The organism is Variovorax sp. Soil_C_17, assembly GCF_057657265.1.
This window is the reverse complement of record NZ_JBDGIT010000008.1, coordinates 50,104-66,894: the sequence shown is the minus strand read 5'-3', so window position 1 is coordinate 66,894 and position 16,791 is coordinate 50,104. Positions and strand designations below refer to the sequence as shown.

The following is a 16,791-nucleotide window of genomic DNA, read 5'->3' as shown; positions in this document are numbered from 1 at the left end:
TCGCGAGTTCTTCAGGAGGGCGCCCCATCGGCGCCGATGAGCGGACGCGGCAGCAGGCCCAGGAAATGGTCGAGCATTTGGTAGTGGTCGTCCAGGAGCCGGTCTTCCAGGCCCGACAACGCCTCAATCGGGATCCACTCGGCAGCGGCCGCGTCGTCGTCAGCGCGCACGCGGGGCAGCGTCTGCCGGTCGCCCAGGTCGAAAAAGTGGCCGTGCGTGATGGTGCGGCCACGCTGGCTGCGATCGGGGCGATCGAACACCTCCGTGCTGACGAGGCAGGCGAGCAAGTCGGCGGGAGGCAGGTCCAGGTGCGTCTCCTCCTCGAGCTCGCGCAGCGCGGATTGCAAGGTGGTCTCCCGCGCTTCCAGGAAGCCGCCCGGCACGGCGTGCAGTCCCTTGCCGGGCGCATGGCCGCGGCGAATCAGCAGCACGTGCCCGCCGCACTTGACGACGCAGTCCACCGTGACCAGCACCACCGGGTAGGGCGCCACCGACCACGCGGCGTCGTGCTGGCGCAAAAGCTCCCACTCTTGCGCCAGCGCCGCGTGCAGCGGCGTTTCCATCCAGGTGCGCACGTGAGCGAGCGTCGCGGCCGGCAGTGCGCGTGCCAGCACCTCGGGTGCTTCCTTCGCGCCGCTGAAGATCGCATTGCGCACGGCGGTCGCGCTCGCGCAGTGCACGCGCGGCTCGGCCTGCAGCGTCCAGCCGTCGAAGCCGTGAAGATAGTCGCGCGTGGCGTCCTTGACATGACCGACCAGCACCGTTCCGGCGGCGGATGCGGGCGCCGCGCCCTGTTCCGCGAGCGCCGCATCGATGGCCAGGCGTACTTCTGCGAACCACCGCTCCTCGTCGAAGTGGTCGCGCAAGGGCACGAAGCACACGCGCTGTCGGTCGGTCTCGGCGAGCGCCACGCGGATCATCTCCGCACGTTCCTGCCACGTGAACGGGTTCTTCGGCGAGCGCGCCAGGAAGGCCGAGCCGATCACCACCACGACGCGCGGCGCCGCATCCAGCGCCTTACGCAGCAGCGTGTGGTGGGCGTTGTGGAAAGGCTGAAAGCGGCCGATGAGGACGGCGAGCTCGTGCGTGGCGGGAAGGCGTGTGGTCATGTGGCGAAAGCGGGAGGTGGGCCTGCCATTCTGGCCGGATATCGACGGCTTCTGGCCAAGCCAGCCCGCGCGCCAGGGCCCCAGGATCGTTGATCCGGCCTGGTGGTGCCCTCGACAGGAATCGAACCTGTATCTGAGTCTTAGGAGGACCCCGTTCTATCCATTGAACTACGAGGACGAAGGCGGTGGCGACTTTACCAGTTCATCGCGGTCAGTCGTATTTCACGGTGTAGATCAGGTCGATGCCGCTTTGCTGGCCGGCCTGGCCGCGCAGGGTGAGGCGGCGCGTGAGGTCGTAGAAGACGAACAGCGAACCCAGCGTGCTCGACAGGCTGCGCTCGTAGGTCAGGTAGAAATCCTTCGACAGGCGCTTGCCCAAGGTAACCGCCGATTCGCGCACGTCGCCGCCGCTGTCCGGCCCCTTGAAGCCGATTTCGTCCAGCCCGAAGCGGCTTGCAAGACCGCCGCCGTGGCTGCCCGAACCGAGCCGGCCCAGCAGCGCCAGCGCGGCCTGTTGCAGCAGCAGTGATTCGCCGCCGCTGGTGGCCGAGGCGCGGCCCAGCACCACCCACGACAGCGTCTCCGCGTCCGACAGCGCCGGCTCCGAGTACAGGCGCACGCGCGGCGACTGCGCGGTCCCCGTGATCTGCACCCCGGCACGCTGCGAGATGTTGGGCCGGAGGGCGAGGACGTCGAGCGCCGGGTTGTCGTAGGGACCGTTGAAGCGGGCGATGCCGGTCTCCACGTCCAGCCGCTGGCCATAGGCACGGTACTGGCCCTTCACGGTACGCACCTCGCCGGTGATGCGCGGCGGCGCGTTCAGCGCGGTGCTGCGGATGTCGAGCTTGCCCTCGAGCCGCGTCGTCAGGCCTCGCCCCTGCACGGCGAAGTCCTCGCCGAGGTCGAAGCCGATCGCGATGTCCGGCGGCTTCGCGGTCTGCGCCCTGGCGGCTTGCGCGTCTGCGCCGGCTGCCCGGCGCTTCGCGGCTTCGGCCTCCTGGCGGTCCTTGGCAGCCGAACGCACCACCACGTCGCTGCCCAGGCTGGGCGCACTCTCGTCGGGCAGGATGATCACGGCGCGATCGGTCTTGAGATCGCCGCGCACGCTGAATTGCCCGTTGTCCAGCCGCGTCATCAGATCGCCCGAGAGCGTGACCTGACGGTCGGTGCGCACCAGCACCCGCAGTGCGCGCAGTTGCGTCTGCATGGCCATGCGGATGCCGGTGCCGCCGGCCGGGGCCGCGCCCCAGCTCAGCTCGCCGCGGGCCGACAGCGTGCCGCCCCCGGCAGCCGCGGCGCTGGCGGCGGTGCTGATGTTGCCGCTCTGCCCCGGGATGCGGGTGCTGCTGCCGGTGCCGCCCTGGAGGGTGAACTCCGTGATCTCGATGCGTTCGCCGGCCAGCGACGCACGCAGCCGCCCGTCGCGCAGATCCAGCCCCTCCACCAGTGCGCGCAGTGCCAGCCGGTCGGCCGACAAGGTGCCATTCCACCGCGGCAGCGCACGGTTGCCCGAGAGCGAGGCGTCGGCCTCCAGCGTGCCGGCCACGCGCCAGCCGGGTGGCGCCAGGATCGACCAGACGCCGAGGTTGGGCAGCCGTGCCGTCACGCGGCCGGCGAGCGGCGCGTCGGGTGCCCATTGCCAGCCTTCCGCGCGGTGCAGCACGCGGGTGCTGGCCTCGGCGCGGATCTGGCCGGCGCGCTCGCTGTCCCAGGCCAGGGTGGCGCGCACGGTGTCGCCCTCGGCGTCGAGCCCGAGTTCGGCCTGGCGCAGGCCGGCCGGGGTGCTGGCGCCTTCGGCGGCCGCGTTCATCTTGCGCTCGCTGGCGGTACCGGTGCCTCGGCTCTCGATGCGAGTGACCAGCGCAGCCTCGCCGGCCTGCACGCGGATGTCGCCGCTGGCGCGCGCGAGCCGGACGCGCGCGCGCAGCGCGTCCCCGGCGTCGATGTCCCAGTCGCCGTCGAACAGCAGGTCGCCGCTGAGGCCCATCTCGGCCAGCGTGGCGCTGCTGCCCATCGCCTCGGCCCAGGCCATCGGCAGGCCCTTCAGCCGGCCCTGCGAACGCAGGCGGAAGGCGCGGGTTGGCCCCGCGCCGCTGTGGCTGTAACGAAGCGGCTCCCACTCGACGCGCACGGTGCCCGGCACCGGACCGCGCAGCGTGGCGGCTGCGGCCGAGGCCTCCACCTCGACGCGGCCGGCGTTGCCGCTCGTCACGGTGGCGGCCAGCGTGCGATCCAGCTCCAGTGTCCAAGGCCCGGGCCGCTGGGTGTCTTGCGCCTGCAGCCGCAGGCTGGCGATCGAGGCGCGCCACTGCCTCGCGCGTTCCAGCCCACCGCTGGCGCGCGTGTCGAGCGTGAGCTTCTGCGTGCCGCTCACGGCTTCGCCCTTGAGTGCGAGCGTGGCCTGGGCGAGGCTGCCGGCCAGCTCGGCCTGCAGGCCACGCAGCTGGAGCTCGGTGGCCGGCCCGTGGTCAGGCGGCGCCAGCCTCAGTGCCAGGCGCGGGACGGAGAGCGTGGCCTTGAGCGTCGGCTCGGCGCTGCCGCGGGCCGCCGGTTCGCTGGCATTCTGCAGCCGGCGCTGCACGGCCTGCCAGCCGCCCTGCCAGGTGGCGTCGAGCTGCGCACTGCCGTCGGCCCTGCTGCCCGCGAACACGGCCGAGAGCTCGGGCAGGCCTTCCACCCAGCGCTGCAGGGTGGCGGCATCGTCGACACGGGCCTGGAGTTCGCCGCCGCCGCCGGCCGGTGCGATGCGGCCCTGCAGCCGGGCAGTGCCGCCCGGCATCACCAGCTTGAGATCGCCACTGCCGCCCCGCTCGGCGACGCGCAGCTGAAGCTTGCCTTCGAGGGTGGCGTCGGCCGCCTGGATGCGCAGCGTGCGCAGGTCCAGCACCTCGGCTTGCCACTGGCCGCGTGCCAGGGCGCGATCGAGGCGCAGGCCCTGCAGCGCCTTGCTGCCGGCGCCACCCGCAGCCTGCAGCGCGACGTCGAAGAGCAGCGCCTCGCCGCGCTGCTCGGCGCTGAGGCTGCCGCTCAACGGCGCGCCGGTCAGCTCGCTGTGCAGCGCGCCCGGGCGCACGCCGCGCACGCGGGCGCGCGCCTGCCACGGCGCCGGCGCGGGGCTCCAGCGGCCGTCGGCCTCGATGCGGCCCCCGCCGGCGCGCACCACGGCCTCGGGCAGAGTCCAGGTGCTGCCGTCGAAGCTGGCGCCGGCCTGGACCTGCTCGATGGGCAGCTGGCCGCTGTCCCAGGGGCCGGGCTTCGCATTGCGGATGTCGGCGCGGGCCTGCCAGACCGCGCTGCCGCCAGGCGCGCTGGCGTCGGGGCCGGCCTCGATCTCGCCCGTCAAGAGGGTGCTCGGCGCCCCGGCCCACAGGACGGCCGCGTCGAGATTTTGAAGCTGCGCCTTGGCATCGATCACGGGCTGCGGCTGCCAGGGCGCGATGTTGGCCTGCAGCTGCGCCTCCATCGGCGCTTCGGCCACGGGCTCGGCGGGCTTCAACCGGGCGCTCACGGCCAGCCGGGCATCGGTGGTCGCGAGCGTGCCCTTGGCACTGGCCTCGGCCAGCACCTCGATGGTGCGGCCCTCGGCCAGCGGCGCGCGCACCCGGCCCTCGATCGCAGCGTCGAAGGCCATCGGCGCCGGGCCTTGCAGCGTGACCCGTGCGCCGTAGTGGCCTTCGGCGATGTCCACGCCATCGATCGCCAACTGGTGTTCGTCGCCGGCGTAGCGATAGCGGCCCGACAGCTTGTCCGCCTGGAAGGCGGGCGGGCCGGCCCAGCGCAATTCGTCGATGCGAAAGGGCAGGTCCACCTCCACCGGAAGCACGATCGGCTCCAGCGGCTCGATGGGCTTGTCCTGCACCGGCCCCCGGCGCTCGATCAGCAGCCGCGCCGCATGCACCTCGCCGAGCTGCACCTTGCGCTTCAGCAAGGGTGCAAGCTGCCAGCCGATGTCGGCCTCGTGCACTTCCACCGCCAGGCTTTCGCTCTGCCAGCGCAGCCAGCCGATGCGTCCGCCGGTGCGCAGCGAGCCACTGACTTCGCGGCTCTCCAGGCTCTGGCCGGCAGGCAGGTAGCGCGCCGCCCGCGCGAGTGCAAAAGCCAGCGACTGGTTCGAACCCAGCCACCACCAGGCGCCGGCGGTGAGCGCGCCCACCAGCAGGACCAGGGCGAGCAGGCTCCAGGCCAGGGCCCGCAGCGCCCGCCGGCTGCGCGAGCGCGCGGGCGTGGGGGAGGAGGGCTGTGCGTCCGATCGCATGTCAGAAAGTGAAGCCCAGCCGCAGGTGCAGCCTGAACTTCTTGGTATCCACGCCGTAGGCCACGTCGGCCTGCACGGGTCCGACCGGGCTGCGCCAGCGCGCCCCCACGCCGATGCCGACCTTCGTCTTGAGGTCGCCGGGCCGGTCGGCGACGGCGCCGGCGTCGATGAAGACGGCGCTCTCCCACTCGGTCAGCTTGCCCTGGTAGACGAAGGGCCGCTGCCACTCGACGCTGGCCACCGTCATGTAGCGGCCCGCGACGATCTGGCCGTCAGCACGCCGGGTGCCGATCTCGCGGTAGCCATAGCCGCGCACGGTGGTGTCGCCGCCGGTCAGGAACATCAGGGTGGAAGGGATTTGCGCTCTGTCCTTCGCGGTCACCGCGCCCGCCTCTGCGCGCAGCTGGAGGCGGCTGCTGCGGGCCGCGCTGGCACTGTCGTCCTTGCCGGCCCAGTCCAGCGGCACGATGCCGAGCCAGCGCCCGTAGACGCGGGTGAAGGGCAGGTGATCGCCGGTCAGCGTGTAGCCCGCACCGAGCTCCAGCGCCAGGCCATGGCCGCGCGTCGGCACGCCCGGGTCGTCGAAGTAGCGTCCCGTCCAGCCCCAGTTGACCGACAGCGCCGAGGCCGACGGCGGCGCATCGACGCCGCGGTTGCGCGCATAGTCGTACTGCAGGAAGTAGGTGTTGTCGATGTGGTCGCTCGACTTGCCCACGCCGCCGCGCAGCCGCCCGCTGTCGACCTCGTAGCTGCCGGAGGTCTCGCTCTTGAGCTGGCCGGCGGCGAACCGGCGCCAGCCCTTGTCGTCGGGCACGTCGTTCCATTCGGTGCCCAGCGCCTGCGTTTCGCGATCGACCGAGAGCTTGGAGACCGCCCGCCAGCCCAGCAGGGGCATGCGGTTGTGGATGTGGTCCAGCGACAGCCGCGGCCCGCTGTCGGTGGTGAAGCCGACGCCCATTACCACTTTCTGCAGCGGTGCCTCGCGCACCTGGGCGACGACGGGCGCCCACAGCGGGTTGCTGCCGTCGGTGTCCAGCGTGAGAAAGACCGAGTCGTAGTAGCCGCTGCTGGCCAGGCGCTGCTGCGCATCGAGCAGCTTCTGCTGGTCATAGTCGCTGCCGGTGGGTACGCGTGCGATGCGGCGTGCGGCGTCGGCGTCGTAGCGCTCGCTGCCGCGCACTTCCAGCGGGCCGAAGCGGTAGGCGGGGCCCGAGCTGTAGTCGACGCGCAGCCGGGCCTGGCCGCGGTCGGCATCGATCTCGGCGCGGCTCAGCGCCACGCTGCCGGTCGGGAAGCGCTTGGCCGTCAGGCTGCGCAGCGCGGCCGACTTGGCGTTGTCCCAGCCGAGCTGAGTAAAGACCTGGCCGGTGCGCAGCGGCCAGTCCTTGCGGATGGCCTCGCGCTGGGGCTCGGCGGTGGGATCGGTCGCGATGGGGCCGCTGAAGTCGATCTGCACCTGGTGCACCCGCGTGGGCTCGCCCGGATCGACCATGATGCGCACCTCGCGCGGCGCCCTGGCCTCGGGGGTCTCCTGCAGTTCCAGCGTGAGCGTCGGCGTGAAATAGCCGAGGGTCCCCAGCAGCTCACGCGCATTGCCTTCGGCCGCCACCATGAGGCGCGAGAGCTCGGCCGCGCCCAGGTCGTCGATCTGGCGATAGCGTTGGATCTCCAGGTTGCGCTCGAGGTAGTCGCGCACGGTGTCGGGGGCTTTCACCGACACGCTGAAGGCTTCGCGCGCGCCGGCCGGCTTCTCGCCGCCGACGGGCTTGGCGCCTGTTTCGGTTTCGGCCGGCTCGCTCTTCGGCAGCAGGCTGCAGCCCTGCAACAGCAGAAGCAGGCCTGCACAAAAAAACGCCGGCATCCACGCCGGCGCGAGCGACCGAAACACCCTGAGCATGCGGCCATTTTGACAGCACGCCCCGGGAGGCCCCCGTAGGCGGGAGCCGCGGAGAGCAACTCGGAGGCTCAGGCCCGGCCGGTGACCTTCCGTGCCAGCAGCCAGATCACCGGCGGCGTGATCATGCGGGCGACGGCCTTGGCGCGGTCCATGCTGTGCATCTTCATGAAGACCGAGGCCGATTCGTCGCCATGCTGCTTGCCGGCCAGCGGGCTGCTGTAGTAGTAGGCGGCGACCGAGCGGCGCGGGCGGTCGTCCGGGGCCTGCAGCGGCTTGGTGTGGCCGTGGTAGCTGATCGGGCCGTGCGGCAGCAGGATGGTGCGGCCGAACTCGGGCTGCACGGTGGTCACGCAGCGGTCGTGCTTCTTGTCCCAGAGCTCCAGGCCCGAGCCCCAGTCCGGGTTCCATCCCTTGTTGAGATAGGTGATGAAAACCATCTCGTTCTTCAGCCCGAGGTGCCGGTGGCGGTTGAAGTCGCGATGCACGGCGAAGGTTGCGCCCGTGCGGCTTTCGTGCAGGCCGCCGCCGAACAGCTTGGGGTCGGGCAGCAGGTAAGGCACGCCGGTCAGGGATGAAAGCCAGTCGATGAACCAGCCCGAATGGACGATGTCGAAATACAGCTGGGTCGCCGGACCCAGCGTCGGCCCGAGCACCGAGCGGCGGGTCGATTCATAGCGGCTCTTGACCTCGGCCCAGCAGTTGACGGGCTGGGCATCGAATTCCTCGGCCACCAGGTCCAGCAGAGCCGGGTTGAACAGGTTCTCCAGCACGAGGTGCGGGAAGGGAGAGGCGGCCATCAGAGTGTTGCGCAGGCGATCGCGCTGGTCCGGCGAGAACAGGGCGCGATCGACCAGCTCGGCGCGCGGCAGGTGCACGCCGCGGATGCTCACGAAGTCGCCGGGGGGGTGGAAGCGCGGATCCTGTTCCGCCGCAGGCAAGGGTTGCTCGAGAACCGGCGGGTCGAGCGGCAGCGAAAGAACGGCAGACATGGCAACACCTCCTGCGGACCGGCGTCGACAAGACGCTTTTATTTGAATCCTTAGGTGTTAACTGTAACTCGGCGTCTTCGAGTTGTGACAACTTTTTTCGCAATAATCCACCCCAGAACGCTAGCACCTCCGGTCTAAGCCGGGTGGCGGCGCCCGCCTATTTGGAGAGGAGTCGCATGGCTTCCTCGAGCCCCTTGAGGGTCAGCGGGTACATGCGGTGGGATACGAGTTGTTGCATGACCGCGATACTTTGGCGGTATTGCCAGACGCCCTGCGGTTCGGGGTTGATCCAGGCGAACTTGGGGAAGGCATGGGTGAGGCGCTGGATCCATTCGGCGCCCGCCTCCTCGTTGTTGTATTCGACGCTGCCGCCCGGCTGCAGGATCTCGTAGGGACTCATGGTCGCGTCGCCGACGAACACCAGCTTGTAGTCCTTGTTGTACTTGCGAATGATGTCCCAGGTGGCGAACTTCTCGGAGAAGCGCCGCCGGTTGTTCTTCCACATGAAGTCGTAGACGCAGTTGTGGAAGTAGTAGAACTCCAGGTGCTTGAACTCGGTCTTGACGGCCGAGAACAGCTCCTCGACGCGCTGGATGTGCTCGTCCATGGTGCCGCCCACATCCATCAGCAACAGCACCTTGACGTTGTTGTGGCGCTCGGGCCGCATCTGGATGTCGAGGTAGCCGGCGTTGGCGGCAGTCTTGTGGATCGTCTCGTCCAGGTCCAGCTCGTCCTCGTGGCCTTCGCGCGCGAACTTGCGCAGCCGCCGCAGTGCGATCTTGATGTTGCGCGTGCCCAGCTCCTGGCTGTCGTCGTAGTCCTTGTAGGCGCGCTGGTCCCACACCTTCACCGCGCTCTTGTTCTTGCCCGCGCCGCCGATTCGGATGCCCTGCGGGTTGTAGCCGCCATGGCCGAAGGGCGAGGTGCCGCCGGTGCCGATCCACTTGCTGCCGCCCTCGTGGCGCTCCTTCTGCTCCTCGAAGCGCTTCTTGAGCGTTTCCATGAGCTCGTCCCAGCCCATCTTCTCGATCTTGGCCTTCTCCTCGGCCGTGAACTCGCGCTCCAGCGTCTTGCGCAGCCAGTCGAGCGGCACTTCCTTGGTGAAGTCGGTCACCAGCTCCACGCCCTTGAAGTAGGCCGCGAAGGCACGGTCGAACTTGTCGTAGTGCTTCTCGTCCTTCACCAGCGCGGTGCGCGAGAGGTAGTAGAAGTCGTCGAGCCCGAAGGCGCCGTCCGAGTTCGGGCCGACCACGTCGGCCTGCAGCGCTTCGAGCAGGCTCAGGTATTCCTTGACGGACACCGGCAGCTTGGCCGAGCGCAAGGTGTAGAAGAAGTCGATCAGCATGGCGAATCACTCCCGGGTTTCAGGGCGCGGCTTGTCCAGCAGGTAGAGCAACTGGGCTCGCACCTCGGGCCACTCGCCCGATCGCAGGCTGTACATCACGGTATCGCGGATGGTGCCGTCGCGGCGCAGCGCATGGCCGCGGATCACGCCGTCCTTGCGGGCGCCCAGGCGCTCGATGGCGCGCTGCGACGCGTGGTTGAAGTTGTCGGTGCGCCAGCCCACCACGTGGCAGCCCAAGGCGTCGAAGGCGTGCGTCATCATCAGCAGCTTGCAGGTGGTGTTGACGTGCGTGCGCTGGCAGCGCCCGGCATACCAGGTGTAGCCGATCTCGACGCGCTTCACCGCGGGAAGGATGTCGTGATAGCTGGTCGAGCCGAGCACCGTGGCGCTGGCCTCGTCGGTGACGGCGAAGGCGAAGCGGTGGCCGGCCTCGCGTGCGGCCAGGGCCGTCTCGATGTAGGCGCGCGTTTCTTGCGGCTCGGGCACGGAGGTGACGCGGATCTTCCACAGCTCGCCGTCGGCGGCGGCGGCGCGCAGGCCGTCCTCGTGGTCCAGCGCCAGCGGCACCAGCGCGATGCCGCGCGACCTCAGCGTGACCGGCTCGACAAATGCCATCTTCCTCAACTCCTCGATGAACCGTACTTTCGCGTGAACCAGGCCCGCGCGAGCTGCGCGCCGGCGCCGCCGCCCAGTCCGATCAGCAGGATGCCGAACACGGCACTGTTGCTGTAGCCGGAGCCGAAGGCATCCAGCCCGAGGGCCAGGCCGAGCCAGCGGCCCAGGAGCGCGCCGGCGATGAACAGGACCGCCTGTGCCAGGCCCAGCAGCATCAACTGGCGAGTGGAGGGGCGGCCTTGGTTCATCGGTTGTGGCGTTGCATGAAGACCAGCTTTTCGAACAGCGTCACGTCCTGTTCGTTCTTGAGCAGCGCCCCCACCAGCGGCGGGACCGCGACCTTGTCGTCCTTGCTCTGCAGCGCCTCGAGCGGAATGTCCTCGGCCACCAGCAGCTTGAGCCAGTCCAGCAGCTCCGATGTCGACGGCTTCTTCTTCAGGCCCGGCAGGTTGCGCACGTCGTAGAAGGTCTTCATGGCCGAGGCCAGCAGCTCCTGCTTGAGCTTGGGGAAGTGCACCGCCACGATGCTCTTCATGGTCTCCGCGTCGGGGAACTTGATGTAGTGGAAGAAGCAGCGGCGCAGGAAGGCGTCGGGCAGCTCCTTCTCGTTGTTCGAGGTGATGAAGACCACCGGCCGGTGCTTCGCCTGGATCAGCTCGCGCGTCTCGTAGCAGTAGAACTCCATGCGGTCGAGCTCGCGCAGGAGGTCGTTCGGGAATTCGATGTCGGCCTTGTCGATCTCGTCGATCAGGAGCGCCACGGGCTCATCGGCAGTGAAGGCCTGCCACAGCACGCCCTTCACGATGTAGTTGTGAATGTCCTTCACGCGCTCGTCGCCCAATTGCGAATCGCGCAGCCGGCTCACTGCGTCGTACTCGTAGAGGCCCTGCTGGGCTTTGGTGGTCGACTTGATGTGCCACTGCAAGAGCGGCAGCCCGAGCGAGCCCGCCACCTCTTCCGCGAGCATCGTCTTGCCGGTGCCGGGCTCGCCCTTGACGAGCAGCGGGCGCTTGAGTGCGATGGACGCGTTGACCGCGAGCATCAGATCCTGTGTGGCGACGTAGTTGTCGGAACCCTTGAATTTCATGGATGACGTAGAGCAGAGGGGGTGGGTGAAGGACTCAACATTCCATGCATCTGCGTCGCGCAACGCCTTAGTCCACTGAATCACTGAAATGACACCCGCTGTCGCGCGCCATTTCAATGATTCAGTGGACTGGTGCCTCACGCACGGGGCCGCCGGGAGCCCCCGCATATAATCAAATGTTGACTAGAAAACCAGTTCTCCACGAGATTGTGCGCGCAAAATGAACAAGTTGTTGTCCACGGTGTTTGCCCTCGCTGTCGCTTGCGTGACGGTCTCCGCCCAAGCCCAGAAGGTCACGGGCAATGCCGAAAACGGCTCGAAGAAGGTGGCGATGTGCGTCGGCTGCCACGGCATCATCGGCTACCAGGCCAGCTTTCCTGAAGTTCACAAGGTCCCGATGATCGCGGGCCAGAGTGCCAGCTACATGATCTCGGCCCTCACGGCCTACAAGGGCGGCGACCGCAAGCACCCGACCATGCGCGCCATCGCCGACTCGCTGAACGAGCAGGACATCGCAGACGTCGCAGCCTATTACAGCCAACTGGGCGTCCAGGAAGGCGATGCCCCGCCGGCCGCCGCGGCCAAGCAGCCCAGCGAACGCGTGCAGGCTTTGATCTCGCGCGACAAGGACAACGCCTGCACCAAGTGCCACGGCGTCAACTTCAACACCCCGAACGACGGCACGGTCCCCAAGCTGGCCGGCCAGCACGCCGACTACCTGTACGTCGCTCTCAAGTCCTACAAGATCGAGAAGCACGCGACCATCGGCCGCTCCAACGGCGTGATGAGCGGCCAGGCCAAGAAGTTCAGCAACACGGAGCTGAAGGACCTGGCCAGCTACATCGGCTCGCTGCCCGGCGAATTGAAGACGGTGCCGGACTCGAAGCTGCACCACGCCAGGTAAGAGCGCATCGCTCACGATAAAAAGCCCGCTGCATCGCAAGCGGGCTTTTTTGCATCGGGTCGTGCGCCGCTCGAGCGCCGCCTCAGACGTCGAAGAACACCGTCTCCTGGGCACCCTGCATGTGGATGTCGAAGCGGTACGTGACCTGCCCACCCGTCTCGCTGCGCTGCGCGATCAGCGTCTGCCGCCGCTCGGCCGGCACGCTGGCCAGTACCTTGTCGTCGGCATTCGCCTTCGCCTCGTCGCTGAAGTAGATGCGCGTGAAGGCGTGCAGCAGCATGCCGCGCATCAGCACGATCACGTTGACGTGCGGTGCCTCGCCAGCCGATTCGGCGCCGGGCTTGACGGTGTGGAACACGAAGCGCTTCTGCGCATCGGTGCCCGTGCCCGCGCGGCCGAAAGCGCGGAAGCCGATGGCCTGCGCCTCTTCCACCGACTGCGGGTAGGCGCCGGTGCCGTCCGGCTGGCTGATCTCGACCAGCGCATCGTCGATCGGCTTGCCGTCGCCGTCGATCACCCGGCCTTCGATGCGGATGCGCTCACCGCGTGCGTTGTCCAGCGCGAGCACGGCGTCGAAGGGCTGGTCGAAGTCGTAGCCGTACTGGGTGGCCGTGAGGCCGTAGGCGAAGTAGGGGCCGACCGTCTGCGAAGGGGTCTGGCCGAAGTTGGTTTCGAGTGCGCTCATCATGGTGCGTTGTCTCCTGTGCTTCAGCGGGTTTCGAAAGGCGTCTCGTCGGCGCCGCGCAGCACCATGTCGAACACGTAGCCGAGCGCGTAGCCCTCTTCGGTGACGTCCAGGCTGAAGTCGGCGATCAGCCGGTTGCGCACCTTCTCCGGCGTGCCCGTGATCATCGGGTCGTACTGCTGCAGCGGGTCGCCGGGGAAGTACATCTGCGTCACCAGCCGGCTCGCAAAATGCTCGCCGAAAAGCGACAGGTGGATGTGCTGCGGCCGCCAGGCGTTGGGATGATTGCCCCACGGGTAGGCGCCCGGCTTGATGGTGAGGAAGCGGTAGCGGCCCTCGTTGTCGGTGAGGCAGCGGCCGGCGCCCAGGAAGTTGGGGTCCAGCGGCGCGTCGTGCCGGTCCACCTTGTGCACATAGCGGCCGCAGGCGTTGGCCTGCCACAGCTCCACCAGCGTGTTGCGCACCGGCCGGCGGCGTTCGTCGAGCACCTGGCCGGTGAGGATCATGCGTTCGCCCAGCGGCTCGCCATTCTTGCGCGCGTTGCGGGTGAGGTCGTTGTCCAGCTCGCCGATGCTGCTGTGGCCGTACACCGGCTGGCGCAGCTCGCCCAATGAAGCCTTCAGCGGGATCAGCGGCTGCGTCGGCCCGCGCTTGGCGGTCGACTTGTAGCCGGGGTAGAGATAGGAGGGATGGCTGGGCCAGTCGCGCGGCGTCAGGGTGGGCAGCGCGCCGTCTTGCGAGGAAGAGCTCATGAACTTGTCTCCGGTTTCGTGGGGGGATGAGGCGACTGTATTCATGCGCATTGCTGATGTAAATTGACGTTCTTGCTATTTTTTATAAGTATTGGTAATTGAATGACCGCCAAGTCCGAAGCCTTCCTGCGCGGTGTGCAGCTCAGGCACCTGCGCTGCCTGGTGGCGGTGGCGCAGGAGCGCCATCTGGCCCGTGCGGCCGAGCGGCTCGCCTTGAGCCAGCCGGCGGTCTCCAAGACCCTGGCCGAGCTCGAGGCGCTGGCCGGCGCCCGGCTGGTGGAGCGCGGCATGGCGGGGCGGCGCGGCATTCAAGGCTTCACCGTCGCCGGCGAGCAGTTGCTGGCGCATGCGCTGCGCGTGCTGGAGGCCCTCGACGCCAGCGCCCTGGCGCTGATGCCCGTCGCCGGCGCGCGCCTGGAGCGCCTGCGCATCGGCGCGCTGCCCAGCGTGGCACCCTCCCTGTTGCCGGCGGCGCTGGCCGCTCTGCGCGAGCGCTTGCCCCAGGTGCAAGTGCAGGTGCAGACCGGTGCCAACGCACTCCTGCTCGATGCGCTGCGTGCCGGCGAGCTGGACCTGGTGGCCGGCCGCATGAGCGACCCGCAGCTGATGGCCGGCCTCACCTTCGAACTGCTCTACACCGAGCCGTTGGCCCTGGTCGCGCGCGCCGGCCATCCGCTGGCGGGTGCTGCGCCTTCGGTGCAGGAGGTGTTGAACTATCCCCTGGTGATCTACAGCGAGAGCACGATCCCGCGCCACCACACCGAGAGCTTTCTGTCGGGCCTCGGCCTGCGCCTGCCGGCGCATGGGACGCAGACGCTGGACCTGTCGGTGGCGCGGGCGCTGCTGCTGCGCTCCGATGCCGTGTGGTTCACACCCATCGGCGCCGCGCTCGACGACCTCGCCAGCGGACAGCTGGTGCGCCTGGCGGTCGACACCGCGGGCACCGAGGAGCCGGTGGGCCTGCTGCTGCGCAGCGATGCCGAACCCTCGGCCGCGCGCCATGCACTGATCGCCCTGCTGCGCGAGAGCGGCGCGGATCAGTCGCGCGTGGCGCGCCGCTGAACGCAGGCCACGTAGGCCTCGCCGTCGGGCGGGCGGCCGGCGCGCTGGCTCTCCCACATCATTTGCCCCAGGCACTCCATGGCCTCGTGGTGCGCCTCCAGCAGCGAGTCGCGGCGTGCGGCCAGCAACTCGACCGCCTGTCGGATGCCGCGCGGCTGGTCGATGGAGCATTGCTCGCTGATCGACAGGTGCATCGACAGATGCAGGAAGGGGTTCTCGCGTCCGTCCTTGCCGTCGTAGACGCGCGCCACTGCCGCGTCGGCATCGGCCAGGTCGGCGTGGTACTCGGGGTGCTCGTCGATCCATCGGCTGGCGATGATCTCCAGCGCTTCCATCGGCAGGCCCTGCCGGCTCTTGGCGTAGACGTCGCAGAAGAAGCGGCGCACTTCTTCCTGGGTGGGATTGAACATGGGCAAGAGGTTAGCACCGGCCCCAAGAGCAAATGCCCCGTGCCGCCGCTACATTGCGAAGCCATGGACCGACTGGAAAACATCGAGACATTCGTCCGGGTGGCGCAGACGCAGAGCTTCGCCGAGGCGGCCCGGCAGATGCGCGTGGCCAAGTCGGTGGTCACGACCCGGGTCAAGCAACTGGAGGAGCACGTGGGCGCGCCGCTCTTCCACCGCAGCACGCGCGTGGTGCGGCTCAGCGACGTCGGACAGGCCTTCCTGCGCGACTGCATCGAGCTCGTGGGCCGGGCCAACGACGTCATGGACCAGATGCGCGGCGCCCGCGCCGGGCCCACGGGCACGCTGCGCATCCATGCGCTGACCGGCTTCGTGCTGGGCCATCTGGCGTCGGTGCTGCGCGCTTTCCAGGCCAGCTATCCCGACATCCACCTGGAGCTGATCGTGAGCGACACGGTGGTCGATCCGGTCAAGGCAGGGGTGGATTGCGCGCTGCAGATCTTTCCGGCCGCCTCCACCGAGCTGGTCTCGCGCCCGCTGTTTCCCGTGCGCCGCGTGTTCTGCGCCACGCCCGAGTACCTGCGCGCGAACGGCACGCCGCAGACGCCGCGCGAGCTGCACAAGCACCGGCTGGGGCTGTACTCCGGCTACCCGAGCCGCGACCGGTGGACCTTTCATCACGAGAGCGAGCAGGTGACGATCTACATGACCGCCGCGCTGCTCACCAACAGCGTCCACCTGCTGCGCGAGTACGCGCTGGAGCATGCCGGCATCGTGTGCCTGCCGACGCTGGTGGCGGGCGACCCCATCCTGCGCGGGCAGCTGAAGGTGGTGCTGCCTGAGCACCAGCTGTCGTCGTTCTCGCTCAACGCGGTCTATGCGGGCACCTCGCGCAATGCCTTCAAGCTCAAGCTCTTCATCGAGCACATCACGGCGGCTTTCACGCGGGTGGCGCCCTGGGATGCCGAGATGATCGAGCGCGGGTTGTTGCCGGCCGAATTGGTGGCCGAGGTCTAGGGTCTACCGGGAAAACCCTGCCGATTGACCGCGTTCTGCGAACAATGCGGCCCGCTTTTGATCCCTACCGAAGGCGCTCCCGGCTTCCTACAGTTCGTTCCATCGCAGCACCCGCTGCAAGGCCGACCCAGGAGACAAGCCCATGACCGCCACCGCTTACCAGACCCGCTTCGGATCGCTCAAGAGTTACGAGAAGGGGCACGTCGAGCCCATCGCCGACGATGTCAAGCACTACGCGATGTCCAACTGCTTCGACATCGCCAGCAAGAGCAAGCCCTATGAAAAGGTCGTGTTCGGCCAGAACCAGATCTACGTGCTCGAGACCCTGCGTGCCGAGGGCAGCTCGCCTTGGTACACCTGCGCGCATGACGAGTTCGCGCTGGTGATGGACGGCGAGGTCGAGGTGCACCTCGTCAAGCTCGATGATTCCCAGACGGTCGGCGACGCAGAGAAAAACGGCGCCGTCTTCGTGAAGGGCGAACCCAAGGGCCGGAAGATGGGCTGGATGAAGCTCACGCGCGGCCACCAGGGCCTGCTGCCGAAGAACACCGCTTACCAGTTCCGCGCGCCCGGCGAGCCCGGCGTGATCGTGCTGCAAACGTGCAAGGGCGAACTCTCCGTCGAGAAGTGGGCCGACATCTGCCAGACCCACTGAGCCCCAACCATA

15 protein-coding genes and 1 tRNA gene are annotated in these 16,791 nt (G+C 68.6%); 4 read left to right on the top strand and 12 right to left on the bottom strand.

The annotated features are described in order from the left end of the window. Positions 1-11: 11 nt before the first annotated feature. The 9 genes from AC3A6Y_RS27795 to AC3A6Y_RS27755 form a co-directional block, all read right to left on the bottom strand. On the bottom strand, positions 12-1,109 hold the full coding sequence (locus tag AC3A6Y_RS27795) for an NUDIX domain-containing protein (protein ID WP_487871470.1): 1,098 nt from the start codon (positions 1,107-1,109) through the stop codon (positions 12-14). A gap of 103 nt (positions 1,110-1,212) precedes the next feature. Further along, a tRNA-Arg gene (locus AC3A6Y_RS27790) sits at positions 1,213-1,287 on the bottom strand. Between the two features lie 33 nt (positions 1,288-1,320). After that, the gene (locus AC3A6Y_RS27785) at positions 1,321-5,364 is read right to left on the bottom strand and encodes a translocation/assembly module TamB domain-containing protein (protein ID WP_487871469.1); all 4,044 of its coding nucleotides are present in this window, start codon (positions 5,362-5,364) and stop codon (positions 1,321-1,323) included. Between the two features lies 1 nt (position 5,365). Further along, positions 5,366-7,261, bottom strand: coding sequence for an autotransporter assembly complex protein TamA (locus tag AC3A6Y_RS27780; RefSeq protein ID WP_487871468.1), 1,896 nt, complete (start codon positions 7,259-7,261; stop codon positions 5,366-5,368). Between the two features lie 68 nt (positions 7,262-7,329). After that, the gene (locus AC3A6Y_RS27775) at positions 7,330-8,250 is read right to left on the bottom strand and encodes a 2OG-Fe(II) oxygenase (protein WP_487871467.1); all 921 of its coding nucleotides are present in this window, start codon (positions 8,248-8,250) and stop codon (positions 7,330-7,332) included. 157 nt (positions 8,251-8,407) lie between these two features. After that, positions 8,408-9,595 (bottom strand): vWA domain-containing protein, encoded by a 1,188-nt coding sequence (locus AC3A6Y_RS27770; RefSeq protein ID WP_487871466.1) that lies wholly within the window; start codon positions 9,593-9,595, stop codon positions 8,408-8,410. A 6-nt stretch (positions 9,596-9,601) separates the two neighbouring features. Then, entirely contained in the window at positions 9,602-10,210 is a 609-nt protein-coding gene (locus AC3A6Y_RS27765) for a GNAT family N-acetyltransferase (RefSeq protein ID WP_487871465.1), read from the bottom strand. Positions 10,211-10,215: 5 nt separating this feature from the next. Continuing rightward, complete coding sequence (locus tag AC3A6Y_RS27760; RefSeq protein ID WP_487871464.1) at positions 10,216-10,458, bottom strand: hypothetical protein; 243 nt, start codon at positions 10,456-10,458, stop codon at positions 10,216-10,218. Further along, on the bottom strand, positions 10,455-11,297 hold the full coding sequence (locus AC3A6Y_RS27755; protein ID WP_487871463.1) for an AAA family ATPase: 843 nt from the start codon (positions 11,295-11,297) through the stop codon (positions 10,455-10,457). Before AC3A6Y_RS27755 ends, AC3A6Y_RS27760 begins: the two co-directional genes overlap by 4 nt. Before the next feature lie 220 nt (positions 11,298-11,517). Between AC3A6Y_RS27755 and AC3A6Y_RS27750 the strand changes: the two genes are divergently transcribed. After that, positions 11,518-12,201 carry a c-type cytochrome gene (locus AC3A6Y_RS27750; protein WP_487871462.1) on the top strand — a complete coding sequence of 228 codons (684 nt, stop codon included), beginning with the start codon at positions 11,518-11,520 and terminating at the stop codon, positions 12,199-12,201. An 82-nt stretch (positions 12,202-12,283) separates the two neighbouring features. Here the strand turns inward: AC3A6Y_RS27750 and pcaG are convergent, their stop codons facing one another. Together pcaG and pcaH are read right to left on the bottom strand one after the other, a co-directional pair. Further along, a complete protein-coding gene (pcaG, locus tag AC3A6Y_RS27745; RefSeq protein WP_487871461.1) occupies positions 12,284-12,889 on the bottom strand; it encodes a protocatechuate 3,4-dioxygenase subunit alpha in 606 nt (201 codons plus the stop codon). Positions 12,890-12,909: 20 nt separating this feature from the next. Then, complete coding sequence (gene pcaH / locus AC3A6Y_RS27740; RefSeq protein ID WP_487871460.1) at positions 12,910-13,638, bottom strand: protocatechuate 3,4-dioxygenase subunit beta; 729 nt, start codon at positions 13,636-13,638, stop codon at positions 12,910-12,912. A 102-nt stretch (positions 13,639-13,740) separates the two neighbouring features. On the opposite strand from pcaH, the gene AC3A6Y_RS27735 reads away from it, so the two are divergent. Beyond that, positions 13,741-14,700, top strand: coding sequence for a LysR substrate-binding domain-containing protein (locus AC3A6Y_RS27735; RefSeq protein WP_487871459.1), 960 nt, complete (start codon positions 13,741-13,743; stop codon positions 14,698-14,700). Here AC3A6Y_RS27735 and AC3A6Y_RS27730 read toward each other — a convergent pair. Further along, complete coding sequence (locus tag AC3A6Y_RS27730; RefSeq protein ID WP_487871458.1) at positions 14,676-15,110, bottom strand: DUF1841 family protein; 435 nt, start codon at positions 15,108-15,110, stop codon at positions 14,676-14,678. The two genes, AC3A6Y_RS27735 and AC3A6Y_RS27730, sit on opposite strands and share 25 nt — an antisense overlap. A gap of 63 nt (positions 15,111-15,173) precedes the next feature. Between AC3A6Y_RS27730 and AC3A6Y_RS27725 the strand changes: the two genes are divergently transcribed. Further along, on the top strand, positions 15,174-16,124 hold the full coding sequence (locus tag AC3A6Y_RS27725) for a LysR family transcriptional regulator (protein WP_487871457.1): 951 nt from the start codon (positions 15,174-15,176) through the stop codon (positions 16,122-16,124). 142 nt (positions 16,125-16,266) lie between these two features. After that, positions 16,267-16,779 carry a cupin domain-containing protein gene (locus AC3A6Y_RS27720; RefSeq protein ID WP_487871456.1) on the top strand — a complete coding sequence of 171 codons (513 nt, stop codon included), beginning with the start codon at positions 16,267-16,269 and terminating at the stop codon, positions 16,777-16,779. Positions 16,780-16,791 lie beyond the last annotated feature (12 nt).